The following is a 24184-nucleotide window of genomic DNA, read 5'->3' as shown; positions in this document are numbered from 1 at the left end:
TCAGCCCCCGAACAGGTGCAGAGCCAGCGGGGCGATGATCGCCGTCAGCACGGCGTTCAGCCCCATCCCGATGCCAGAGAAGGCGCCGGCGGTGGCATTCACCTGGAACGCCCGGGCGGTGCCGATGCCGTGGGCCGCGACGCCCACCGCGAAGCCGCGCGCGCGCCAGTCACGGACTTTCAGCATGTTCAGAAGTGGCGTCACGACGATGGCGCCGAAGATGCCCGTCAGCAGCACCAGGGCGGCGGTCAGCGTCGGCTGCCCGCCCAGCTTTTCGGCAATGCCGATGGCGACGGGGGCCGTGGTCGACTTGGGCGCCATCGAGGCGAGGACCGGCCCCTGAATGCCGAAGGCCCGGGCAACGGCCAGCGCCGACAGGACCGCGACCGACGATCCGGCGAGAAGCCCTGCGAGCATCGGCAGCGCCGCCCGCCGCACCCGCGGCAGGTTGTCGTAGAGCGGCAGGGCCAGCGCGACCGTCGCCGGCCCCAGCATGAAGTGGACGAACTGCGCGCCCTCGAAATAGGTGGCGTAGTTCGTGCCGGTGGCCCAGAGCAGCAGCGCCAGCAGCATGACCGCCAGCAGGACCGGGTTGGCCCAGCTGGCCCGACCGGCGGCGCGGAAGGCGGCATCGCCCGCCAGATAGGCGACCAGCGTCGCCGTCAGCCACAGCAGCGGCCCCTGCGACAGGTAGGACCAGATCAGGACGGGGTCACTCATGCCCGAGATCCTTCAGGGCCTGAGGCTCTTCGGTGCCGGTCAGGCGCGCGACGAGCGTAAAGGCCCATGCGCCTGCCGCGATCGCGAAGACGGTGGAGGCCATCAGAGCCGCCGTCAATCCGATGCCGTGCATGCGCAGCAGGTCCCAGTGCGCGACGATGCCCACGCCTGCCGGAACGAAGAACAGCGACAGGTGCGACAGAAGCCCTGTGGCGGCCGGACGGATCGCCTCGGCCACGGCAGGTCGCAGGATGCAGGCGCCGACCAGCCCCACCAATCCGACGACCGGGCCCGGCAGGGAAAGGTCCAGGGCGCGCGAGATCACCTCTCCGGCCAGTTGGAATCCGAGGATGATGGCAAGCATGCGGATCATCCGCGCAGATTAGCAAGCCGTCACCTTCCGCACCAGATGGCTTTGCCGCCGAGCATCTTGTAGGAACCCTGCCGCCCGACGCGACATTTTGGGGCGCGGTTGACTTGCAGGGTTCCTGCAGGGACAATCCGCCATCGTTCCGAATCTGACGGATGCACCCTTGCGCTTTGACCGCCTGCGCCTGAACGGCTTCAAGAGCTTTGTGGACCCGACCGATCTGGTCATCCGCGAAGGCCTGACGGGCGTGGTCGGCCCCAACGGTTGCGGCAAGTCCAATCTGCTCGAGGCGCTGCGTTGGGTCATGGGCGAGAACCGTCCCACCGCCATGCGTGGCGAGGGGATGGAGGACGTGATCTTCGCCGGCACCACCCGCCGCAGCGCCCGCGCCCATGCCGAGGTGTCGCTGACGCTGGACAACCGCGACCGGCGCGCACCGGCGGGCTTCAACGACGAGGACCACTTCGATATCACCCGCCGCATCACCCGCGACGCAGGCAGCGCCTACAAGATCGGCGGCAAGGACGTGCGGGCGCGCGACGTGCAGATGCTATTCGCCGATGCCTCGACCGGGGCGCACAGTCCGGCCCTGGTGCGTCAGGGCCAGATCAGCGAACTGATCAACGCCAAGCCCAAGAGCCGCCGCCGCATCCTTGAGGAGGCTGCGGGGATCTCTGGTCTCTATGCGCGCCGCCACGAGGCCGAGCTGAAGCTGAACGGCGCAGAGGCGAACCTGCTGCGGGTCGACGACACGCTGGACCAGCTGTCGGCGCAGGCGGCGACGCTGGCGCGGCAGGCGCGGGCCGCTGCCAGATACCGAGAGATTGGCGCGGCGCTGCGCCTGGCCGAGGGGCTGCTGCTGTTCCGTCGTTGGTCGGATGCCGAGGCCGCCCGTCTGGCCGCCGCGCAGGCGCTGGCGCAGGCGGTGCGCATAGCATCCGAAGCGGGCACTGCGGCCGGCGAGGCTGGCGCGCGCCGGGCCGGGGCCGATGATGCCCTGCCGCCTCTGCGCGAGGAAGAACAGATCGCCGCCGCCCTTCTGCAGCGTGTCGCCGTAGAGCGCGACGTCCTGGACGAGGCCGAGACCAGAGCCGCCGAGGTCATTGCCGGCCTGACCGCTCGCATCGCCCAGCTGGACCGCGACATCGACCGCGAGGAGGTCCTGAACCGCGACGCCGGAGAAGTGGTCGAACGCCTAGCCTGGGAGAAGGCCGAGCTTGAGAAGGCCGGCGAGGGCCATGTCGACCGGTTGGACGCCGCGGCCGAGGTTGCCGATGCCGCCGCCGAGGCCCTGCGCGAGGTCGAGGCGCGGCTGGCAGAGTTGACGGACGAATCCGCGCGACTGGCTGCACGGCATCAGTCGGCGGAGCGGCTGGCGAGCGACCTGCGCGCCATGTTCGACCGCGCCGACCGCGCCGCGACCGAGGCGGCCGAGGCCGTGGCCCACGCGGATGCGGCGGGCGAGGCTGCGGCCGCTGCGCTGGACCAGGCCGATGCCGCGCAGGATCAGGCCCGCGACAGGGTCGAGGCGGCCGAGGAGGCGCTGGCCGAGGCTGAAGCCGCCCGTGCCGACGCCGAAGGACGGGAGGCCGCCGCCCGCGCCGCCCGCGCCGAAGCCGAGGGCGAGGCCGCGGCGCTTGGCGCCGAGATGGCGGCCCTTCGCCGCCTGGTCGACCGGGGCCGGTCCGGCGGCGCGACGCTTCTGGATCGGGTGCAGGTCGCCAAAGGTTATGAACCCGCCTTCGGCGCGGCACTTGGCGATGACCTGAACGCGGATGTGACAACCGACGGGACCGGGTGGCACGACCTCCCGGACTGGGACAAGCCGCAGCCGTTGCCTGACGGCGCGCAGCCGCTGGCCCCGCATGTGCACGGCCCCGCAGTCCTGGCGCGCCGCCTGTCGCAGATCGGGCTTGTGCCGGACGCGCCGCGGGGCGCCGCGCTGCAGGCGGTGCTGCGCCCAGGTCAGCGGCTGGTCACGCCCGAGGGGGATCTGTTCCGTTGGGACGGGATGCGCGTCATGGCCGGAGAGGCGGGCTCGGCCGCCGCGTTGCACCTGCAGAAGGTCAACGAACTGGCCGAGATTGCCGCCTTGGCCGACGGCGCGCAGTCCCGCGCCCAGCTGGCGGCCGAAACCCACGAGGACGCCAAGGCCGACCTGTCCGACGCCGCCCAGGTCGAAAGATCGGCCCGCGACGCGCGCCGAGAGGCCGAGAGGGTGCTGTCGGACGCCGCCCGCGCCGCCACGCGGGCCGAATCGGATCTGGCCAAGGCCGCCAGCCGCGCCGAATCTGCCCGAGGAGAGCTGGAGCGCCACCGCACGGATGCGGCTGATGCCCGCGCGCGCCTGACCGAGGCCGAAGCGCAACTGGCCGCGCTGCCCGATCGCGCCGAGGCGGCGGCGGCGGTGGAGCATGCCCGCACCGGGGTCGAGGCCGCGCGCATCGCGACGATGACCCGCCGCGCCGCCCTGGATGAGTTGCGCCGAGAGGCAAATGCCCGCGTGAAGCGCCTGCAAGAAATCGCCAAGGAGGAGTCCGGTTGGCGGCTGCGCCTGCAGCAGGCCGGAACGCGTGCGTCCGAACTGGTTGCGCGCCGCGATGCCGCGCAGGACGAGCTGGCCGAGGCTGGTGCCCAGCCCGCCATCCTGGCCGACCGCCGCGCCGCCCTGGCCGAGCGCGAGGCCCAGGCCGAAACGCGCCTGGCCCGCGCAAGGGACGCCTTGGCCGCGGCCGAGGACGCGGCCCGCGCCACAGCCCTGGCCGAGCGCGAGGCCGAGCGGCTGGCATCCGAAGCCCGCGAGGCTCGCGCCGCCTGCGAGGCCCGCGCCGAAGCCGCCCGCGACGCCGAAACCGCCGCCCGCGCCCGCATCGCCGAGGAGGCCGACCAGACCCCCGATACGCTCCGCGCCGCCTTGGGAGAGATCGACGAGGCCGCGCCCGTCGACACGTTGGAGGACCAGATCGCACGGCTGCGCGCGGCTCGAGATGCGCTTGGCGCCGTCAACCTGCGCGCCGACGATGACAAGCGCGCGCTGGAGGCCGAGCGCGACCAGCTTGCCGCCGAAAAGACCGATCTGGAAGAAGCCATCCGCAAGCTGCGCGCCGGGATCGGCAGCCTGAACCGCGAGGGACGCGAGCGGCTGCTGGCAGCCTTCGACACCGTGAACGCTAACTTCGCCACGCTGTTCACGACCCTTTTTGGCGGCGGAGAGGCGCGGCTGGTGCTGGTCGAATCCGACGACCCGCTGGAGGCAGGGCTGGAGATCATGTGCCAGCCGCCGGGCAAGCGGCTGTCCACGCTGTCGCTGCTGTCGGGGGGCGAACAGACGCTGACCGCGATGGCATTGATCTTTGCCGTGTTCCTTGCGAACCCCGCGCCCATCTGCGTCCTGGACGAGGTCGACGCCCCTCTGGACGACGCCAATGTCAGCCGCTTCTGCGACCTTCTGGACGAGATGACGCGCCGCACCGACACGCGCTTCCTGATCATCACGCACCATGCGGTGACGATGGCGCGAATGGACCGCCTGTTCGGCGTGACGATGGTCGAACAGGGCGTAAGCCAGCTGGTCAGCGTGGATCTGAAACACGCCGAGGCTCTGGTCGCATGACGCGGCCCGCGCTAGGGTCGCCCCCGAATCCAACCGCGAGGACATCATGAGCGTCGAACAGACCCTGGCCGACAAAGGCATCACCCTTCCCGAAGCCCCCATGCCCGCCGCGAACTATGTCCCTTTCGTGCGGACCGGCAACCTGGTCTTCGTATCGGGCCAGATCAGCGCCGATGAGAATGGCCTGATCACCGGCAAGCTGGGCGACGGCACCAGCGTGGATCAGGGCGCCGCCGCCGCCCGCCGCTGCGGTTTGGCGCTGATCGCGCAGTTGAAATCCGCGATCGGTGACCTGGACCGCGTGACGCGGGTCGTGAAGCTGACCGGCTTTGTGAACTCGACCCCCGACTTCACCGACCAGCCCAAGGTCATCAACGGCTGTTCGGACCTGATGGTCGAGGTGTTCGGTGATGTCGGCCGCCATTCGCGCGCCGCGGTGTCAGCCCCGTCGCTGCCCTTCGGCGTCGCGGTCGAGATCGAAGCCGTCTTCGAGGTCGCCTGATGCTTCCGCGCAGCTTCCTGACCACGCCCCTGGCCCATCGCGGGCTGCACGGGGCGGGGGTGCCGGAAAACAGCCTCGCCGCAGCCCGCGCGGCGATCGAGGCGGGCTATGGCATCGAATGCGACATACAGCCCGCCGCCGACGGTGCGCCGATGGTGTTTCACGACTATCAGCTGTCGCGGCTGGCCGGGCGTGACGGCTTCATCGCCACGACCGAGCGGAGCATGCTGTCCGGCCTGCGCCTGACCGGCAGCGACGAGCCGATCCCGACATTGGCGCAGTTCCTCGACACCGTGGCGGGGCAGGTGCCCCTTCTGGTCGAGATCAAGGACCAGGACGGAAGCTGCGGCGAAAACGTCGGCACCTTGCCCGCCCGCGTCGCCGAACTGCTGAAGGACTATGAAGGCCCCGTGGCGGTGATGTCGTTCAACCCTCACATGGTCGCGGCCTTCCGCATGGCCGCCCCTGACGTCCCCGTCGGCCTGACCACCTGCGCCTTCGGCCCCGACGACTGGTCGCATGTCCCGCCCGAACGGCGCGAGGACCTGGCGCAGATCCGCGACTTCGACAGCCTTCGTGCGTCATTCATCTCCCATGACCAGGGCGACCTGGCCAATCCCCGCGTCGACGCGCTGCGGGTGCAGGGCGTGCCGGTCCTGTCCTGGACCATCCGCAGCGAAGCCGAAGAACAGGCCGCCCGCCTGATCGCGGACAACATCACTTTCGAAGGCTATCGCCCGGCCATCTGACGTTTCCGGGGGCGCGACGTTCGCGCCCCTGACATTCCGCCGTGCCGCCCCTATCTTGCCGGGATGAGCGACATGCTGACACTGACCACCCACCCCTCCATCGACAAATTCGACCCGCAGACATGGGACGCGCTAGGCGACGGCAATCCCTTCACCACGCATCGCTTCCTGCTGGCCTTGGAGCAGTCCGGCTCGGTCGGCACCGGCACCGGCTGGCAGCCGCTGCACCTCAGCGTCGAAAGTGGGGGGCAAGTGGTGGGCGTGGCGCCGCTTTACGCCAAGTCGCACAGCCAGGGCGAATACATCTTCGACCATGCCTGGGCGCAGGCCTATTCTCGCGCCGGCGGCCGCTATTATCCCAAGCTGCAATGCGCCGTCCCCTTCACCCCCGCGACGGGTCAGCGCCTGCTGGCGCGGGACAACCAGGCCCGCGCTGCCCTGCTGTCGGGGCTGATGCAGGTGACCGAGCGGCTGGAGGTGTCCGGTGCCCACATCACCTTCTGCACCGAAGCCGAGGCCGCCCTCGGTGCGGATGCGGGCTTCCTGCCGCGGGTCACCCAGCAGTATCACTGGCTCAATCGCGGCTATGGCAGCTATGACGACTTCCTGGGTGCCCTGTCGTCACGCAAGCGCAAGGAGCTGCGCAAGGAACGCGCCCGCGCGCAGGCCTTCGGCGGGACCATCCGCCACCTGACCGGCGACGACCTGAAGCCGCATCACTGGGACGCCTTCTGGCAGTTCTACCAGGACACCGGGGCGCGCAAATGGGGCCAGCCCTACCTGACGCGCCGGTTCTTCGACCGCATCCACGATACCATGCGCGCTGACATCCTGCTGGTCCTGGCCGAGGAGGACGGCTACCCCATCGCTGGTGCGCTGAACTTCCTGGGGCCGGACGCGATCTATGGCCGCTACTGGGGCTGCGTGGCCGACCACGCGTTTCTGCATTTCGAACTCTGCTATCACCAGGCCATCGACCACGCGATCGCCCACGGTCTCTCTCGGGTCGAGGCCGGCGCGCAGGGCGACCACAAGCTGGCCCGAGGGTACGAGCCGGTGCCCATCCACTCGCTGCACTGGGTGCGCGATCCGGGCTTCCTGCGCGCGCTGGAAAGCTATCTCGATCAGGAGCGCGACGCGATGGGGGCCGAGATCGAGGCGCTTGCCGATTTCACGCCGTTTCGCAAGCCGGGCTGATCATCTTCTTTGGACAAATACCCTGCAGGGGGTCCGGGGGACGCAAGGTCCCCCGGCGGTCTCGGGTCAGACCTTCTCCAGCAGGCTCTCTCCGGCGCTGACGCTGCAGGCGCCGGGCGACTCCTCGACATCGACCGTCTTCACCACGCCATCCTCGACAAGCGCCGCGAAACGCTTGCAGCGCCCGAAGAACCCGGCCGGCGGCGCGTCGAAATTCAGCCCCAGGGCCTTCGTCATGCTGCCATCCGCGTCTGCCAGAACCTCGATCCCGGCATCCGCCGCGCCGGTGTGGTCCGACCACGCCTTCGCGACGAAGGGATCGTTGACGGTGATGCAGACGATGCGGCCGACGCCCTTGTCGCGAAACGCATCAGCGGTGCGCACGAAGCTGGGCATGTGGGCATTGGTGCAGGTGCCGGTGAAGGCCCCCGGCAGACCGAACAGCGCCACCTTGCCCTGCATCATCCCCTCTGTCGAGACGCTCTCGGGGCCGTTCTCGCCGACGCGCAGAAGCTGTCCGTCGGGCAGGGTGTCTCCGGCAGTGATGGTCATCGCATTCTCCTGAATTGCAACGGATTCGCCGCGACTATAGGCTGCCGCCGGCAGACAGGCAAAGGTGGACGGCATGCGGATCTTGATCGTGGGGGCAGGGCAGGCGGCGGCGTCGATGGCAGCCCGCCTTCGTGCCAAGGGCCATGACGGCGCCTTGACGGTGATCGGGGCCGAGCCTGCGCCCCCCTACCAGCGCCCGCCGCTGTCCAAGGCGTATCTGCTGGGCCAGATGGGACTCGACCGTCTGGTCCTGCGCACGGCCGAGTGGTGGCAGGACCAGGACATCGCCCTGCACCTGTCGGAAACGGCCGCCTCGGTCGATCCCGTGGCCCGGACCGTCACGACGGACCGGGGCACCCACGCCTATGACGCGCTGGCACTGACCCTGGGTGCCCGGCCCCGCCGCCTGCCGGCCGCCATGGGCGGTCATCTGCCCGGTACCCACGTCATCCGCAGCCTGGCGGATGTCGATGCGCTGGCGCCCGCAATGCAGCCGGGACGCCGACTGGTCGTCATCGGCGGCGGATACATCGGCCTCGAGGCCGCGGCCGTCGCCCGCAAGCTGGGCCTGACCGTCACTCTGATCGAGGCCGCGCCCCGCATCCTGGGCCGGGTCGCTGCGCCGCAGACGGCCGACCTGATCCGCGCGCTGCATCAGGCGCAGGGGGTCACCATCCTCGAAGGCACAGCCATCAGCCGCATCACCGGCGACGACCGCGCCACCGGTGTCGCCCTGACGGACGGCCGCGACATCCCTGCCGATCTGGTCGTCACCGGCATCGGCGTGCTTCCCGTCACCGACCTTGCCGCCAAAGCCGGGCTGGCGCTGGACGACGGCATCGCCACCGACATCCACGGCCGCACGTCCGATCCCGCGATCTGGGCCGCGGGCGATTGCGCCAGCATCCCGCACCAGGACGGTCGCCTGCGGCTGGAAAGCGTCGGCGGCGCCATCGACATGGCCGAATGCGTGGCCGACAACATCCTGGGCGCCGATCGCGCCTATGCCCCGAACCCCTGGTTCTGGTCCGACCAGTTCGACGCCAAGCTGCAGATCGCGGGCCTGGGCGCCGGTCACGACCGCATCGTGACCCGTTCCGGCGCATCGGATCATTCCGGTTCGGTCTGGTATTTCCGGCAGGACCGCCTGATCGCCGTCGACGCGCTGAACGACGCCCGCGCCTACATGATCGGCAAGCGCCTGATCGAGGCCGGCCGCAGCCCGGATCCCGATGCGATCGTGACCGCGCCCGATCTCAAGGCGCTGCTGTCGTGACGCGGTGTTTCGATCCCTGGTCCTCTCGCGCGGTGGGCGGGCCGGTCACCCGCCGGCGGTCGGCATGAGGATCGTCGGCGGTCGGATGCGCGGCCTGAAGCTGGCCGAAGTCGGTGCTGGCGATCCGTCGGCGCATCTGCGCCCCACGACGGACCGGGTGCGCGAGGCGATCTTCAACCTGCTGATCAACGGCAGCCACGGCAACCCGCTGCCGGGCGCGCATGTCCTAGACCTGTTTGCGGGAACGGGCGCCCTGGGGCTCGAGGCTCTGTCGCGCGGGGCGGCCTCCGTCACCTTCGTCGACGACGGCACCCGCGCACGGTCGTTGATCCGCCAGAACATCGAGAAGGCGCGGGCCAATGATGCGGCGCAGATGCTGCGCCGCGATGCGACAAGGCTGGGACCCAATCCCGGCGGCGGCTTCGGCGTCGTCTTCCTTGACCCCCCCTACGGCCAAGGGCTGGGAGAGCGGGCCATCGCCTCGGCCCTCGACGGCGGCTGGATCGCGCCAGATGCCGTCATCGTCTGGGAGGAGGCGCGCCCGCCGCTTTTGCCCGCGGCGCTGCAACTGATCGACCGGCGCAGCTATGGCGAGACGCTGGTGACCCTTGCGCGCCACGCCGCGCCCACATGACGCATTCGTGCGATGACATCAGTTGCCGCACGACCCGTCATCGGCCATCAACCGTCTGACAACGCAGGAGAACGAAGATGAAGATCCATCGATTCCTTCGGGCTGTCCCGCTCTTGGCGGCGGCCGCCCTGGCCGTCCCGGCCCATGCGCAGGATCACGGGGCGCATGGCAAGGATCACGCTGCCCATGCCGCCTCGCCCGCCGATGCGGCCTTCGCCGAGGCCATGCTACGGATGCATGAGGACATGGTGGTCCTGCCGTCAGGCGATCCCGATGTCGATTTCGTGCGCGGCATGATCCCGCATCATCAGGGCGCCATCGACATGGCCCGTGTGGTGCTGGAGCACGGCGACGACCCCGACATCCGCCGGCTGGCCGAGGAGGTGATCACCGCGCAAGAGGCCGAGATCGCGATGATGAGGGCTTGGCTGGCCGATAATGATCCCGAGGCGGCGCAGTAGCGCCGCGCCGGAGGACGGGCCCGCCCTATGCCGAGCTGGCGATGCTGGCGGCCGCGGCTTCCAGTGCACCGCCCCCGTGGGGGATGCGCAGGGCCGTCAGGCCCGCCTGCACGGCACCAAGCGCCCCCATGACCATCGCGGCATTGCAATGCCCCATATGGGCGATGCGCAGCGCCGCCGTCGGGTCTGGCGCGCCCAGGCCCACCCCCAACGTCACGCCGCATTCGCGCGTGACCCAGGCGCGCAAATCCTCGGCGCGGGGCATCAAAACCGCCGTGACCGATGCCGCGCGCGCCGCAGGGTCGGCCACCGGCAGGCGGATCCCGGTGCCGCCCGCGCTCCAGGCATCGACAGCCGCCCAGACTGTCCGCGCCAGGCGGGTATGGCGCGACCACACGGCCTCAAGCCCCTCTTCGTCGAGGATCATCGTTAGCGCCTCGGACAGGGCATAGATCTGCTGGACCGGCGGTGTGCCGCCCCAAAAGCGCCACAGCGCCTCGGCCCCCGCCCGCGCATGCCAGTCCCAGTAAGGCGACACCCGCGCCCGCCGCCGCGCCGCCGCCCGGTCCGAGAACCACACGAAGGCGGTGCCCGGCAGGCACATCAGCCCTTTCTGGCTGGCCGAGATCAGTACGTCCACGCCCCAGTCGTCCATCCTCATCGGCGAGCAGCCGAGCGACGCGATGGCATCGACGACCAGCAGCGCGGGATGATCGCCCATCGCCGCGCGAATGCCCGGAATGTCGGCCGAGGTCGCGCTGGCGGTGTCGGTCTGGCACAGCACCACGGCCCTGATGCGGCCTTGGCGGTCCTGCGCCAGCCGGTCGGCCAGCCGCTGCGGATCGGCGGGCAGGTTGCCGAAGTCCAGCCTCTCGACCGCAACGCCAGATGCTTGCAGCATGTCGGCCCAGCTGCGCCCGAAATGGCCGCAGGTGACGACCAGCGCGGCGTCGCCCGGATCGAACAGGTTGGCGGCCGCGGCCTCCCACCCGGCATGGCCGTTGCCGATATAGGGCGCCAGATGCTGCGACGTCCCGGCCAGCCGCTTCAATTGCGCCATGACCTGCAGGTTCAGCTGTGCCAGCGGTTCGGCGTAAATATCGGGCGAGGCGCGATGCGCGGCGTTCAGGACGCGCGCTGGCACCGGCGAGGGGCCGGGAATGGCGATCAGGTCGTGGCCGTGGGCAAGGCTCATCTGCGGGGTTCCTTCACATCGTGCAAGATCGGTATTCCCGCGCCTCGGCTGCGTCAACAGGGCGAAGGGGCGGCGACCTTGTGGCGGGGGGCGGGTCCGGGCTATGGCTGGGTGGACAAGGCCTGCACGGCCGCCCCAAGGAAAAGGCCGGTCACGCCCGTGGATGCGAAGAAGGACAGTCCCGCCCGTATCGTCGCCACGACCACCAGGCGGCGGCGAAACGCGCCATCGGCGGCCAAGGTGCAGGGCCTGCTGGGGCGGCTGTGGCGGGACTATCTGCGGCCCTATCGGGGCGGCATGGCGCTGGCCTTCCTGCTGATGACCGTCGAGGGGTCGACCCTGGCGCTGATCAGCTGGATGCTGAAGCCGCTGTTCGACCTCGTCTTCGTGGGCAAGCAGGCGGGCGCGATCTGGTGGGTCGGCTCGGCCATCTTCGGGATCTTTCTTCTACGGGCCGTCACGCTGATCGCCAGCCGGGCGCTGCTGACTCGGGTGTCGCTGTCGGTGTCGACGAAGATGCAGACCGACCTGCTGGCGCATATCCTGACGCTGGATCAGCGGTTCTTCCGCGACAATTCGCCGGGCGCCATGATCGAGCGCATTCAGGGCGACACCATCGCCGTACAAGGGGTCTGGGCGACGCTGATCACCAGCGCGACGCGGGACGCGATCTCTCTGCTGATGCTGTTCGGGGTGGCGCTGACCATCGACCCGGTCTGGACCATCGGTGCGCTGATCGGTGCGCCGATCCTGATCATGCCGGCGGCGCTGGTGCAGCGCTACATCCGCCGCAAGGTGCGCCAGAACCGCGCCGATGCCAGCCTGCGCGCGACGCGCCTGGACGAGGTTCTGCACGGCATCGCCTCGATCCGCCTGAACCGGGCCGAGGCCGCGCAGACCGCGCGCTTCGGCACCATCGTCGCCCGCATCCAGAAGGCGGGCACCAAGGTCGCCGCGACGTCCTCGGTCATCCCGGCGCTGACCGACATCGTGACCGGCATCGGCTTCGTCGCCGTCCTCGCCCTGGGCGGGAACGAGGTGATGCAGGGCGAGCGCAGCGTCGGAGACTTCATGGCCTTCTTCACGGCGCTGGCGCTGGCCTTCCAGCCGATGCGTCGCCTTGGCGGACTGGCCGGTACATGGCAGACGGCGGCGGCCAGTTTGGAGCGGATCTATCAGGTGTTCGACACGCAGCCGACCATCCGGTCGGGTGCTCACCTGTCCCCGCCCGGGACGACCGAGATCCGGCTGGAGGACGTGTGGCTGTCCTATGACGGCCAGCCTGTCCTGCACGGCCTGTCCTTCACCGCCGAGGCGGGACGCACCACCGCCCTGGTCGGCCCGTCCGGCGCGGGCAAGTCCACGGTCTTCAACCTGCTGACGCGGATGGTCGACCCGGACCGGGGGCGGGTGCTGCTGGGCGGGCGGCCGGTCGCCGACTATGACCTGGGGGTGCTGCGCGACCAGTTCTCGACCGTGGCGCAGGAATCGGCGCTCTTCGACGAAAGCCTGCGCGACAATGTGCTGATGGGCCGCCCCGGCGCCGATCAGGCCGATCTGGACGCCGCACTTGAGGCGGCGCATGTGACCGACTTCCTGGACGACAGCCGCAGCCTGGACAGCCGCGTCGGGCCGCGCGGGTCGTCGCTGTCGGGCGGGCAGCGTCAGCGGGTGGCCATCGCCCGCGCCCTGCTGCGCGACGCGCCGGTTCTGCTGCTGGACGAGGCGACAAGCGCGCTGGACACCGCCAGCGAGCGGCTGGTTCAGGACGCGCTGGACCGGCTGTCGGAAGGACGCACCACGCTGGTCATCGCGCATCGCCTTTCCACCATCCGCAACGCCGACAAGATCGTCGTACTGGATGCCGGCAGGGTTGTCGAAGAGGGCAGCCATGACCAGTTGATGGCCAAGGGCGGTGCCTATGCCCGCCTTGTCGCCCTGCAGTTCGGAGAGCAAGAATGACCCGCCAGATCATCCGCCTGACCGGAGAGGACCGCGTCGCCTTCCTGCAGGGTCTTGTTACCAACGACGTCGCCCGTGCGCCCTGCTGGGCGGCGCTGCTGACGCCGCAGGGCAAGTATCTGGCCGATTTCCTTGTCGTACCTGACGGCGACGCACTTCTGATCGACGTGGACGGGCGGCTGGCCGACGACCTGATGCGGCGGCTGTCGATGTACAAGCTGCGCTCCAGGGTGGCGATGGAGGCGGTCGAGATGCCCGTCGCCCGCGGCACCGGTCCCGCGCCCGACGGCGCCATCGCCGATCCGCGCCACCCGGCGCTCGGCTGGCGGCACTATGGCGCCGAAGGCGATGACGGCACCGACTGGGATGCCCTCCGGGTCGAACATTGCATCCCCGAGACGCTGGTCGAGCTGATCCCCAACGACACTTTCATTCTTGAAGTGGGGTTCGAGCGGCTGCACGGCGTCGATTTCCGCAAGGGCTGCTATGTCGGCCAGGAGGTCACCGCCCGGATGAAGCACAAGACCGAGCTTCGCAAGGGGCTGGTCGTCCTGCGCATCGAGGGCGCGGCCCCTGTCGGCACGTCCATCACCGCCGAGGGGCGCGAGGTCGGCACGCTCTTTACCCAATCCGGCGGGCGCGCCATCGCCCATGTCCGGCACGACCGCGTCGGCCCCGACATGCGGGCGGGCGAGGCGCGGCTGTATCCCGCATGACGCCCGACGCGCAGCCCGACCCCGGACTGCGCAAGATCATCCATGTCGATATGGACGCGTTTTTTGCCTCGGTCGAGCAGCGCGACTTTCCCGAACTGCGCGGCAAGCCGGTGGCGGTCGGCGGGTCCTCCGCCCGCGGCGTGGTCGCGGCTGCCAGCTACGAGGCGCGGGTCTTCGGCGTGCGCAGCGCCATGCCCTCGGTCAGGGCCGCGCGGCTCTGCCCCGACCTGATCTTCGTGCGCCACCGCTTCGACGTCTATCGCGCCGTCAGCCAGCAGATCCGCGCGATCTTCCACGACTATACTCCCCTGGTCGAGCCGCTGTCGCTGGACGAGGCCTATCTGGACGTGACCGACACGGCCGGTGGCCGCACCGCCACCGCCATCGCCAAGGAGATCCGCGCCCGCATCCGCGAAACCACCCAGCTGACCGCCAGCGCGGGTGTCAGCTACAACAAGTTTTTGGCCAAGCTGGCGTCCGACCAGAACAAGCCCGACGGCCTCTGCGTCATCACGCCCGACAGGGGCCCCGACTTCGTCCTGTCGCTGCCGGTCGGCAAGTTCCACGGCATCGGCCCGGCGACGGCCGGCAAGATGCAGGCCATGGGCATCCATACCGGCGCCGACCTGCGGGCGCAGGACCTGGACTTCCTGACCCGGCGCTTCGGAAAGTCGGGGCGGTATTACTGGAACATCTCTCGCGGGATCGATCACCGGCGCGTCAGCCCGGACCGCATCCGCAAGTCCGCGGGGGCGGAGAACACGTTCTCGGCCGACCTGATGACGCTGGATCAGGCCTGCGAGGCGCTGGTCCCTCTGGCGGCCAAGGTCTGGGCGGCAGTGTCGCGACATGGACTGCATGGCCGGACGGTGACGCTGAAGGTCAAGTTCTCGGATTTCCGGCAGATCACGCGGGCGCGCAGCCTGACCCGCCCCGTCGCATCCGAAGCCGAGTTGCTGGCCACCGCCGGCGATCTGGCCGCGGGGGTGCTGCCGGACCCGCGCGGGGCGCGGCTCCTGGGAATCGCCCTCTCGGGCTTCGAGCACGAGGACGCCTATGACGCGCAGCTGAGCCTGTTCGACTAGCGCCAGCGCACCCACCGGCCCGGTCCCTGCGCCGCCAAAATCAGCAGGCCGCCGGCGATCGCCCAGTTCTTCAGGACGATGGTGACCTGCCAGGGGTCTGCGCGCAGCTGCCAGTGAAACCAGCTGGTGCCGATGCAATAGACCGCCAGCACCAGCGCCAGGGTGCGCACCCGCGGTCCCAGCAACAGCGCCAGCCCCGCCGCAAGGTTGAACAGCGCGACCGGCCAGACCAGCGCCGGCAGCAGCCCGATGCCGCTCAGCATCCCCTGCACCTGAGCGGGATCGGTCAGTGTCTGGACGGCGCCGCCCACGAACAGGATCGCGATCAGCAGCCGTCCCGTCAGGTTCAGCGCATCGTTTATGGCAGGACCTTCGACAAGGGGCAGGGTGGGCGGACAGAATGCAGCATCCGGCCGATGGTCAATGCGGACGTGACGTCGCGGCGCTGGAACGGCAAACGCCCCGCGGCTGGCGCGAGGCGTCGGAAGGCAATCGCGGCAGGTACGACGATCAGGCGCGTTCGCTGTATTCGAACATCTCGGTGTTGACGATGATCGCCTCGCCCTCGCCGACGAAGGGGGGGATCATGATCCGCACGCCGTTGTCGAGGATCGCGGGCTTGTAGCTGTTGGCCGCGGTCTGGCCCTTCACGACCGGCTCGGTCTCGGCCACGGTGCAGGTGACCTTCTGCGGGATCGAGACCGACAGGGCTTCCTCGCCGTAATATTCGATCGTGGCGGTCATGCCGTCCTGCAGGAAGGGGCGGCGGTCGCCCAGCAGCTCGGCGTCAAGTTCGGTCTGCTCGAAGGTCTCGCTGTCCATGAAGACCAGCTTGCCATCGGCTTCATAGAGGAACTGCTGGTCCTTCTGGTCCAGGCGGACGCGTTCGACCTTGTCTTCCGACCGGAAGCGCTCGTTCAGCTTGCGGCCGTCGCGCAGGTTCTTCATCTCGACTTGGGCGAAGGCGCCGCCCTTGCCGGGCTTGACATGGTTGACCTTCACGGCGGCCCACAGGCCCCCGTCATGCTCCAGCACGTTGCCGGGGCGGATTTCATTGCCATTGATCTTGGGCATGGATCGCTTCTCGTGAGTTTGCGGGAATTCGGGCCGTCCGGGGGTTTGAACGGCAGGATCGGCCCCCTATATCGAGGCCTGCAGCATCAGGCAACCAGAACGGATCTGCGGCGTTGTCAAGGCGCCATCCATGGCAAGACATCGTTGACGCGCCGGATTTGGGCCGAAATTTCCCAAATTTTCACGTCATGCATGTATAGCATGGCAGGCATGCGGCAGAGGGGATACCGAATCGGCGGCGCAAAAGGCTAAGCCAAGCGGCACCGTCGGAGAAACGGAATTCAAGAAACAGGGGAAACGTCAAGTCTCCCCCCATGGTCCTGTCGCGCGATGGGACCGCAAGAAGTGGACGAAACAAGATGCGCGATTTTGTTGACGGCTCGGCCTTCAATTTCGAACAGGGCCAGCGGGCCCGCAAGCTGTTTGCAGCCGTTGTGCTGGCAGCGCTTGATGATGCCATTGCGGATGACAAGAAATACGGCAATGGCCCCGAACAGATTGCCCGGTGGGCGCGTTCGCGCGATGGTCGCGAGGTGCTGTCCTGCGCGGGCATCGACCCGAACGAGCGTGTCGTGAAGGGTCTGATGGAATTTGTGTCGAAAGGTGTGCGCACCTCGGTCGCGCTGTCGCGCGAAGAGAGCGAGCGTCGCATGGCGGCCGAGGCCGAGGAGGCCGAGGCGGCCTGACCTTCCGCGCATCGACGAACCCTTAGGGCCGCCCTTCGGGGGCGGCCTCTTTTGTTGGTCAAAGGCGGGTCACGACGCGCTGCGAATAGAAATGCCGCACGTCGTCGGCGTGGCAGAGTTCAGTCGCGGGCGTCATCACGGCAGCCGAGGCCGCCGCGGCGCCCAGTGCGAGCGCCTCCTGCACGGGCCAGTCGCGGGCCATAGCCAGAACGAACCCGGCGACGAAGCTGTCGCCCGCGCCCACGGCGCTGACCACGTTGACCGGCGCCGCCGCGGCGTGCCAGGCGACGTCGGGACCGGCGATGACCGACCCATCCGCCCCGCGCGCGACGATCACCGACCGCGCCGCGCCGTTGCGGACCAGGTTAGCCGCAAACGCTGCGCTGTCGCTGCGAAGGGGCAGGGGGCGCCCGGCCAGCCCCTCCGCCTCGTGGCTGTCCATGCGCAGCACGTCGACCGGGATCGACGACCCCGCCATCGCCCGCAGCGCATCGCCCGAGGTATCGACCAAGAGCCGTGCCCGCCCGTCCTTGAGCCGCACGGTCAGCATCTGTTCAAACCCGGCCGCGACGCCCGGCGGGTTCGACCCCGAGATCACCACCCAGCCCCCGGCCAGCGCGGCCTCGGCGATGGCGGCGATGGCGGTGGCCACCTGCGCAGTGTGCCATTCCGGCCCCGGCATGACGAAGCGGAACTGCCCGCCGGTCGCGCGATCGGTCACCGCCAACGACTGGCGGGTCTCGCCTGGGGCCGTCAGGCGCAGTACCTGCAAGCCGGCGGATTTCAGCATGTCCGCCAGCCGCGTCCCGGTCGGGCCGCCAAGCGCCACCATCGCCGATGACTGCCCGCCGATCACCTTGATCGCGCGGCTGACGTTGATGCCGCCGCCGCCCGGGTCCAGCCGCGGCTTGTCGCAGCGCAGCTTCAGGTCCGGGACGACGGCATCGGCGGCGGTCGAGACGTCCAGCGCCGGGTTCAGCGTCACCGTCAGGATGGGGGCCTGGCCGCTCATTCCCACCAGCGGTCGATTGTGGCGATGTCGTCGTCAGACCAGCCGAAGTGGTGGGCCATCTCGTGCGTGACGATGTGGACGACCAGATCGCCAAGGGTCACGTCGCCGCGCGACGCCCATTCGTCAAGGATCGGCCGGCGGAACAGCCAGATCGTGTCGGGCCCCCCCGGCTGGTCCGAGACCGACTTCTCGGTCATCGGGATCCCGTCATAGAGGCCGGTCAGCTCGAACGGGTCGTCGATCTGCAGTTCGTCCAGCATGTCTTCGGGCGCGAACTCGGCCACGCGAAGGGCGACCCGGGCGGCGGCCTCGCGGAATTCGGGCGGCAATCCGTCCATCGCGGTGCGGGCCATGGCCTCGATCTCGGCCGCATCGGGGGCCTTGCGCCCATCCCAATCACTCATTCCCGCCTCCTGCGTTCATGCCCCCGATATGGACAAAAATGCCTGGCTGTGAAAGAGCAACTGCAACAGGAGAAGCCCATGACCATCACCCGTTTCGCGCCTTCGCCCACCGGCCATATCCATGTGGGCAACCTGCGCACCGCGCTGTTCAACTATCTGATCGCCCGCAAGGCCGGCGGGACCTTTATCCTGCGGCTCGACGACACCGATCAGGAGCGCAGCAAGCAGGAATATGTTGACGGCATCAAGCGCGACCTGGACTGGCTCGGCCTCCACTGGGACCGAGAGGAGCGCCAGTCGCTGCGCCTGGACCGTTACCGGGCCGAGGCCGAGGCGCTGAAGGCGTCGGGGCGTCTGTATGAGGTCTTCGAGACACCGACCGAATTGGACCTGAAGCGCAAGAAGCAGCTGAACATGGGCAAGCCGCCGGTCTACGACCGCACCGGCCTGCACCTGTCGGACGCCGACCGCGACCGCCTGCGCGCCGAGGGGCGCGAGGGTTACTGGCGCTTCCTGCTGGAGCAGGAGCGGATCGAATGGACTGACGGCATCCTGGGCGACATCTCGATCGACGCGGCCTCGGTCAGCGACCCGGTGCTGATCCGCGCGGACGGGCAGGTGCTCTATACCTTCGCCAGCAGCGTGGACGACACGGACATGGGGGTCACGGACATCGTGCGCGGGTCCGACCACGTCACCAATACGGCGACGCAGATCCAGATCATCAAGGCCATCGGCGGCACGCCGCCGTCCTTCGCGCACCATTCGCTGCTGACGGGCGCCAAGGGCGAGGAACTGTCCAAGCGCATCGGCGCGCTGTCGCTGAAGGACCTGCGCGAGAACGGCGTGGCCCCTGAGGCGCTGATCAGCCTGATGGCGCGGCTGGGGTCGGGCGTGCCGGTGGAACTGGCGTCTCTGGACGAACTGGCGGCGGCCTTCGATCTGAGCCAGTTCGGCGCATCGCCCACCAAGTTCGACGCCGAGGACCTGTGGCCCCTGACTCGCGAGCGGAACCAGGCCCTGCCGCTGTCGGCCGTACGGGACCGCATCCTGGCGCTTGGCGTGCCAGAGGACCAGGCCGAACGCTTCTGGCGCGTCGCGTCGCAGAACATCACGCGGCTTGACGACCTTGAAGGCTGGTGGCGCATCTTCAGCGAAGGCGCCGAGCCGCAGATCGACCCCGAGGATGCCGACTTTATCGCCGAGGCCATGACCATGCTGCCGCCGCCGCCCTATACGGATGCGACCTGGGGCGAGTGGACTGCCAAGGTCAAGGAGGCTACGGGCCGCAAGGGCAAGGGCCTGTTCATGCCGCTGCGCAAGGCCGTGACCGGTCAGGGGCACGGGCCAGACATGTCGGACGTGATGCCGCTGCTGCAGGTCGTGAAGGCGCGCGGCTGATTGCGTCCCGCGACGGCGGGGGGCTTCCCGCCCCCCGCACCCCCCGGTGGCGGTTCGTGAACACGCCAGGGGGCCTGATTTCCTCCCGGGCACCGCTTCTGCATAGGCCATTCGAGACGAAGCCGAGAAATTCCACGAAAAGCGCTTGACGCCCCCGACCTGTTCGCTTACACGCCGCCTACTCGTGGCGGAGTAGCTCAGTTGGTTAGAGCAGCGGAATCATAATCCGCGTGTCGGGGGTTCAAGTCCCTCCTCCGCTACCACCGAAACTTTCGCAAATTGCGTCTGCGGTCTCGTGTCTTCACGGGGCTCTTCAGTGGCCGGTGTCGGCATGCCATATCGCAACCGCCGTCAAGACATCATAAGATCGCGTAGGTTATCCGTGACTGGGCAAGACTGCTGGAGCATGTGTTCTCGCCCATATGGCGATCTGGCACGATGGGTGCAGCGTCTTCTTCCGATGAACGCGTTTGCGCTTGATGTCCCGACGCTTGGAAGCGTCCTGTGGGATATTCCCGGAACTGCGGGACGACTTGGGACCCCCTGACGAGCACGACAGGCTACTGCCCGATGCTGCAGAACGGCTTGATGGAGGCGCGACCAGATGGCCCCATCCAAAGGCATACAATGCGGTACACCGGGAAGCTCAACTGGCTTGGCCTGAAGTGCCAACATCGCGCGGGGCCAGGGGGACGGTGACGACGGGTCGCGCTGTCGAGAGTGAGGCCAAACTGTCCGTGGCCCGCAGGGGGCAGCATGGTCTTCAACGAGAACTCGTAGAACAGTTTCTCTTGTGAAACTTGCCGCGGTCCCATCACGGCCGTCGCCTTTCTGTCTCAAGGACGTGGATCAGCGTACGAACTATCAAGGAACAGTGTTTTTCAACGCATCCGAAACAAAGGCGCCGCCTGAGTGTTAAGCAGCTCTCATCCGAGAGCTGCCACGAGGTGCCGTTGTCAGACTGTTTGTTCAAACCCTGAACCGCCCGCTCTTGGCCACAGCTCATATGGGCGGGCTGTGGTTTCTGATGCCAAGAGCCGCCGTCGGGGCGATCGCGGATTGCGCGGGATGCAGGCGACCGGCAGGCGTCTTGTGCGACTTGAGGCTGTTACCGGCGGGAAACTTGCCGCAAGACAGGACTGCCAGAGCTGGTGGGACATGACGCGGCAATGCACCCCTTTCGAGACTTCATCCGGCAAGGCGGGGTTGTCATGACGGCTAATCGAGAAACGGCGCTCTTGCGCCGACAGAAGGTTCTGGCGGATTTCGGCGATTTCGCCTTGCAGTCCGAGGATCTGGACGAGATCCTGACGCAGGCCTGCAAGCTGGTGGCCGACGCCATGGAAACCGGCAGGGCCAAGGTGCTTCAGATCGAGGAGGGTGGCAGCACGTTGCTGCTGCGGGCGGGGACGGGCTGGGCATCGGACATCGTGGGCAAGGCCCGCATCTCGATGAACGAGCGTTCCTCCGAGAGTTTCTCGATCAGGGAACGGCGGCCGGTGATCAGCAACGATGTCACGCAGGACGGGCGCTTTGACGTGCCGGGCTTCATGAAGGACGCGGGCGTCAGGGCGCTGGCCAACGTGCCGGTCCTTCTGCCGGGAGGGCGCGCGTTCGGCCTGTTGCAGGTCGATGCGTCGGAGCCGCGCGACTTCGACCAGGACGACGTCGAATTCCTGCGCACCTATGCCACCATCCTGGGACCCATCGTCGACCGCATCCTCAAGGTCTCGGCCCTGCGGCAAAGCGAGAGCCGCTATAGGGCCTTCGTGACGGCATCCTCGGACGTGGTCTATCGCATGAGCCCGGATTGGACGGAGATGCGCAGGCTTCACGGTCAGGGGTTTCTGGAGGACACGCCCGAACCCGCCTATGGCTGGATGGAGCAATATATCGAACCCGAGGACCGGGCCGAGGTCGCGGCGGCCATTTCGGCGGCGATCAGCAACAAGAGCATGTTCGACCTTCAGCACCGCGTTCGCCAGGCAGACGGCAGCATCGGCTGGACCCGATCGCGCGCGGCGCCGATCCTGGACGGGAATGGCGACATCGTCGAATGGCTGGGTGCTGCAAGGGACGTCACCGCGCAGCAGGCGGCGCAGGAGCAACTCGGCCGAAGCGAGACGCGTCTGAAGAACGTGCTGAACGGCATGGACGAGGCCTTCGGCCTGATGGACCACGATTTTCGCATCCTGGCCTTCAACAAGGCGGCTCAGCAGTTTGAAGGCCGCGCACCTGAGGAGTTCCTGGGGCGCAGCCATTGGGAGGTCTTTCCGGGAAGCGGGGATACCAAGGTTGGCCGCCTTCTGAGGCGGGCGATGGCCGAGCGTCGGTCGGCATCGCTCGAGCATCTCTACACCTGGAAAGACGGGACGAAGCGCTGGCTGGACATGCGCGCCTATCCCGTGCCCGAGGGCCTCGCCGTCTTTTGGCGCGACATCACAGAGCGCAAGGCGGCCGAGGAGCGGCTGCGCGAAGCGGACGAACGCTATCGCTCGGCCCTCGAGCGGCAGGTCCGGGAACGCACGGCCGAATTGAAGGCCAGCCGCGATCTGCTGGAGGCCACGATCAACAACTCGACCGATATGATCCAGCTGTTCCGGGCGATTCGGGATGCGGCGGGCGAAATCGTCGATTTCCGATGGGTGCTGGTCAATCCCGCGTCAAGGCAGATCTTCGGCGATGTCGAGGGTGAGAGCCTGCTGGACCGCAACCCCGGCGTGGTGCCGGCCGGCATCTTTGATGCCTTCAGGCGGGTCACTGAGACGGGCGAGCCGGAACAGGCCGAGCGCCACTATACCCACGAGCAGTTCGACGGCTGGTTCCTGCAATCGGTCGTCAGGCTGGGCGATGGCGTGGCGACGACGACGAATGACATCACCGAATGGAAGGCCGCCCAGCAGGAGGTCCTGCGCCTGCAGGAAGAGGTCGCCCAATCCCGCCTGCGCAAAAGCGAACGCCGGTTCCAGACGCTAGCCGAGGGCATCCCGCAGCTGGTCTGGCGGGCGCACATCTGTGGCCGCTGGACCTGGGCCAGCCCGCAATGGACCGCGTTTACCGGGCAGTCCGATGCGGACAGCCACGACTGGGGCTGGCTGGACCCGGTCCACCCCGACGACCGCGCGGGCGCCCGTGCCGCTTGGGAACGGGCAAGCTCCTCGGAGGGGTTCGAGGCGGACTATCGCCTCCGCGAGGCAATCACGGGGCATTATCGCTGGTTCCAGACCCGTGCCACGCCCGTCCAGGACGAGGCCGGTTCCGTCGTCGAATGGCTGGGGACCTCGACCGATGTGCAGGATCTGCGAGAGATGCACGATCGTCAGGGCGTCCTGGTGGCCGAGCTTCAGCACCGGACCCGCAACCTGATCACCGTCGCCCTGGTCCTGTCCGACATGACGGCCCGCACAAGCCGGGATCTGGAACATTTCCAAAGCCGCTTCGCTGACCGGCTCAAGGCGCTGGCGCGCGTTCAGGGCCTGCTGTCGCGACTGACGACCGAGACCGATCGCGTCACCTTCGACGAGCTTGTCCGGACCGAGCTTTCGGCGATGGACGGGGGCCAGGACCGTGTCACCATCAGCGGCCCCGCGGGCATCCGCCTGCGATCGTCGACCGTGCAGACGCTTGCCATGGCGCTGCACGAGTTGGCCACCAACGCCGTAAAATACGGCGCGCTCGGGCAGCCCGCCGCGCATCTGACGATCTCGTGGACGGTTGATGCATCGAGGCCTGACGACAAACCGTGGCTGCACATCGACTGGCGCGAAAGCGGGGTCGAGATGCCGCCCGATGGCACCGCGCCTGCCGGATCGGGGCAGGGCCGCGAACTGATCGAGCGGGCACTGCCCTATCAGCTGAGGGCCGAGACCACCTATGCCCTGACTCCGGACGGCGTTCATTGCACGATCGCGCTGCCGGTGTCGGCCACCACTGCCACCGAGACAAGCAAGAATGACTGAGAGCTTCCTGCAGAACCACAACGTCCTTGTCATCGAGGACGAATATCTGGTGGCGATGGATCTGCACGACAAGCTGCGCAATCATGGCGCGATCGTTGTCGGTCCCGTCGGCCGGCTCGACGAGGCGCTTGCCGTCATCGAGGCCGGCACGACCATCGACAGCGCCATCCTGGACATCAACCTGGGCGGCCAGGCGGCCTATCCAGCGGCCGATCTGCTGCAGCAGCGCAACATCCCGTTCGTCTTCACGACGGGCTACGACGACTCGGCCATTCCTGCGCGGTTCCACGATGTCGTCAGCCTGAAGAAACCGGTCGAGGCCAGGAAACTGCTGCAAGCGCTTGTCAACGCGTGAACAAGGTTTCGATGTGTCAGATTAGAAGTTGGATGACTGTCGGCCCTCCGTCACAGGGCCAGGGTTCGACCGAGCGTTGATCCGTCCAGACGGGCAGCCCCGGAACGACTCTGGCCGCGCGTTGGTCAAGCCTTGAGACTTGCCCAGCTGTCACATCCCACGTGATTGCAGGGCCGCTTCTTGAAGATCTCCGGTCTTTGTTTCTGCCAGTCCCTGAGCGCGTCGATGGGCGTTTGCCCCTTCAGCACTGATTGCGGGAGC

22 protein-coding genes and 1 tRNA gene are annotated in these 24184 nt (G+C 68.3%); 15 read left to right on the top strand and 8 right to left on the bottom strand.

Annotated elements, in window-relative coordinates; genetic code table 11:
• The gene (locus OC184_RS10540; RefSeq protein ID WP_265507156.1) at positions 1-720 is read right to left on the bottom strand and encodes an LrgB family protein; all 720 of its coding nucleotides are present in this window, start codon (positions 718-720) and stop codon (positions 1-3) included.
• Positions 713-1084, bottom strand: coding sequence for a CidA/LrgA family protein (locus tag OC184_RS10535; protein ID WP_322630198.1), 372 nt, complete (start codon positions 1082-1084; stop codon positions 713-715). Before OC184_RS10535 ends, OC184_RS10540 begins: the two co-directional genes overlap by 8 nt.
• A 169-nt stretch (positions 1085-1253) precedes the next feature.
• Here OC184_RS10535 and OC184_RS10530 point away from each other — a divergent pair, with 169 nt between their 5' ends.
• The 4 genes from OC184_RS10530 to OC184_RS10515 all read left to right on the top strand — a co-directional run bounded on the left by OC184_RS10530 (position 1254) and on the right by OC184_RS10515 (position 7151).
• Entirely contained in the window at positions 1254-4703 is a 3450-nt protein-coding gene (locus OC184_RS10530) for a chromosome segregation SMC family protein (RefSeq protein WP_265507154.1), read from the top strand.
• A 46-nt stretch (positions 4704-4749) separates the two neighbouring features.
• Positions 4750-5205, top strand: coding sequence for a RidA family protein (locus tag OC184_RS10525; protein ID WP_265507153.1), 456 nt, complete (start codon positions 4750-4752; stop codon positions 5203-5205).
• Complete coding sequence (locus tag OC184_RS10520) at positions 5205-5954, top strand: glycerophosphodiester phosphodiesterase family protein (protein WP_265507152.1); 750 nt, start codon at positions 5205-5207, stop codon at positions 5952-5954. Before OC184_RS10525 ends, OC184_RS10520 begins: the two co-directional genes overlap by 1 nt.
• A gap of 72 nt (positions 5955-6026) precedes the next feature.
• The gene (locus OC184_RS10515; protein ID WP_378926082.1) at positions 6027-7151 is read left to right on the top strand and encodes a GNAT family N-acetyltransferase; all 1125 of its coding nucleotides are present in this window, start codon (positions 6027-6029) and stop codon (positions 7149-7151) included.
• A gap of 66 nt (positions 7152-7217) precedes the next feature.
• Here OC184_RS10515 and OC184_RS10510 read toward each other — a convergent pair whose 3' ends face one another.
• A complete protein-coding gene (locus OC184_RS10510; protein ID WP_265507150.1) occupies positions 7218-7703 on the bottom strand; it encodes a peroxiredoxin in 486 nt (161 codons plus the stop codon).
• 73 nt (positions 7704-7776) lie between these two features.
• Between OC184_RS10510 and OC184_RS10505 the strand changes: the two genes are divergently transcribed.
• From OC184_RS10505 to copM, 3 genes are all read left to right on the top strand, one after another.
• Entirely contained in the window at positions 7777-8979 is a 1203-nt protein-coding gene (locus OC184_RS10505) for an NAD(P)/FAD-dependent oxidoreductase (RefSeq protein WP_265507149.1), read from the top strand.
• Between the two features lie 64 nt (positions 8980-9043).
• Complete coding sequence (gene rsmD, locus OC184_RS10500) at positions 9044-9613, top strand: 16S rRNA (guanine(966)-N(2))-methyltransferase RsmD (RefSeq protein ID WP_265507148.1); 570 nt, start codon at positions 9044-9046, stop codon at positions 9611-9613.
• A 77-nt stretch (positions 9614-9690) separates the two neighbouring features.
• Entirely contained in the window at positions 9691-10074 is a 384-nt protein-coding gene (copM, locus tag OC184_RS10495; protein ID WP_265507147.1) for a CopM family metallochaperone, read from the top strand.
• Between the two features lie 25 nt (positions 10075-10099).
• Here the strand turns inward: copM and OC184_RS10490 are convergent, their stop codons facing one another.
• Positions 10100-11269 carry a pyridoxal-phosphate-dependent aminotransferase family protein gene (locus tag OC184_RS10490; RefSeq protein ID WP_265507146.1) on the bottom strand — a complete coding sequence of 390 codons (1170 nt, stop codon included), beginning with the start codon at positions 11267-11269 and terminating at the stop codon, positions 10100-10102.
• A 297-nt stretch (positions 11270-11566) separates the two neighbouring features.
• Between OC184_RS10490 and OC184_RS10485 the strand changes: the two genes are divergently transcribed.
• The 3 genes from OC184_RS10485 to dinB are packed head-to-tail and all read left to right on the top strand — an operon-like array spanning position 11567 to position 15032.
• On the top strand, positions 11567-13231 hold the full coding sequence (locus OC184_RS10485; RefSeq protein WP_265507184.1) for an ABC transporter ATP-binding protein: 1665 nt from the start codon (positions 11567-11569) through the stop codon (positions 13229-13231).
• Positions 13228-13947 (top strand): CAF17-like 4Fe-4S cluster assembly/insertion protein YgfZ, encoded by a 720-nt coding sequence (gene ygfZ, locus OC184_RS10480; protein WP_265507145.1) that lies wholly within the window; start codon positions 13228-13230, stop codon positions 13945-13947. The genes OC184_RS10485 and ygfZ overlap by 4 nt, the downstream gene beginning before the upstream one ends.
• A complete protein-coding gene (gene dinB / locus OC184_RS10475) occupies positions 13944-15032 on the top strand; it encodes a DNA polymerase IV (protein WP_265507144.1) in 1089 nt (362 codons plus the stop codon). The genes ygfZ and dinB overlap by 4 nt, the downstream gene beginning before the upstream one ends.
• On the opposite strand, the gene OC184_RS10470 is transcribed toward dinB, so the two are convergent.
• Entirely contained in the window at positions 15029-15364 is a 336-nt protein-coding gene (locus OC184_RS10470; RefSeq protein ID WP_322630199.1) for a DoxX family membrane protein, read from the bottom strand. The two genes, dinB and OC184_RS10470, sit on opposite strands and share 4 nt — an antisense overlap.
• A 178-nt stretch (positions 15365-15542) precedes the next feature.
• Complete coding sequence (efp, locus tag OC184_RS10465) at positions 15543-16106, bottom strand: elongation factor P (RefSeq protein WP_265507143.1); 564 nt, start codon at positions 16104-16106, stop codon at positions 15543-15545.
• A gap of 359 nt (positions 16107-16465) precedes the next feature.
• Between efp and OC184_RS10460 the strand changes: the two genes are divergently transcribed.
• A complete protein-coding gene (locus OC184_RS10460; protein ID WP_042251710.1) occupies positions 16466-16792 on the top strand; it encodes a DUF6280 family protein in 327 nt (108 codons plus the stop codon).
• 58 nt (positions 16793-16850) lie between these two features.
• Here OC184_RS10460 and OC184_RS10455 read toward each other — a convergent pair whose 3' ends face one another.
• Together OC184_RS10455 and OC184_RS10450 are read right to left on the bottom strand one after the other, a co-directional pair.
• A complete protein-coding gene (locus tag OC184_RS10455; protein WP_265507142.1) occupies positions 16851-17804 on the bottom strand; it encodes a 1-phosphofructokinase family hexose kinase in 954 nt (317 codons plus the stop codon).
• Positions 17801-18208, bottom strand: a complete 408-nt coding sequence (locus tag OC184_RS10450) for a metallopeptidase family protein (RefSeq protein ID WP_265507141.1) — start codon at positions 18206-18208, stop codon at positions 17801-17803. The genes OC184_RS10455 and OC184_RS10450 overlap by 4 nt, the downstream gene beginning before the upstream one ends.
• Positions 18209-18286: 78 nt before the next feature.
• Between OC184_RS10450 and gltX the strand changes: the two genes are divergently transcribed.
• From gltX to OC184_RS10430, 4 genes are all read left to right on the top strand, one after another.
• Entirely contained in the window at positions 18287-19609 is a 1323-nt protein-coding gene (gene gltX, locus OC184_RS10445) for a glutamate--tRNA ligase (protein WP_265507140.1), read from the top strand.
• Between the two features lie 186 nt (positions 19610-19795).
• A tRNA-Met gene (locus tag OC184_RS10440) sits at positions 19796-19872 on the top strand.
• 948 nt (positions 19873-20820) lie between these two features.
• Positions 20821-23568 (top strand): PAS domain-containing protein, encoded by a 2748-nt coding sequence (locus tag OC184_RS10435; RefSeq protein ID WP_265507139.1) that lies wholly within the window; start codon positions 20821-20823, stop codon positions 23566-23568.
• Positions 23561-23923, top strand: coding sequence for a response regulator (locus OC184_RS10430; RefSeq protein WP_265507138.1), 363 nt, complete (start codon positions 23561-23563; stop codon positions 23921-23923). The genes OC184_RS10435 and OC184_RS10430 overlap by 8 nt, the downstream gene beginning before the upstream one ends.
• Positions 23924-24184: the final 261 nt, after the last annotated feature.

This window comes from Paracoccus rhizosphaerae, from assembly GCF_026162645.1.
Taxonomy (GTDB): domain Bacteria; phylum Pseudomonadota; class Alphaproteobacteria; order Rhodobacterales; family Rhodobacteraceae; genus Paracoccus; species Paracoccus rhizosphaerae.
This window is presented reverse-complemented; position numbering and strand designations above follow the sequence as displayed.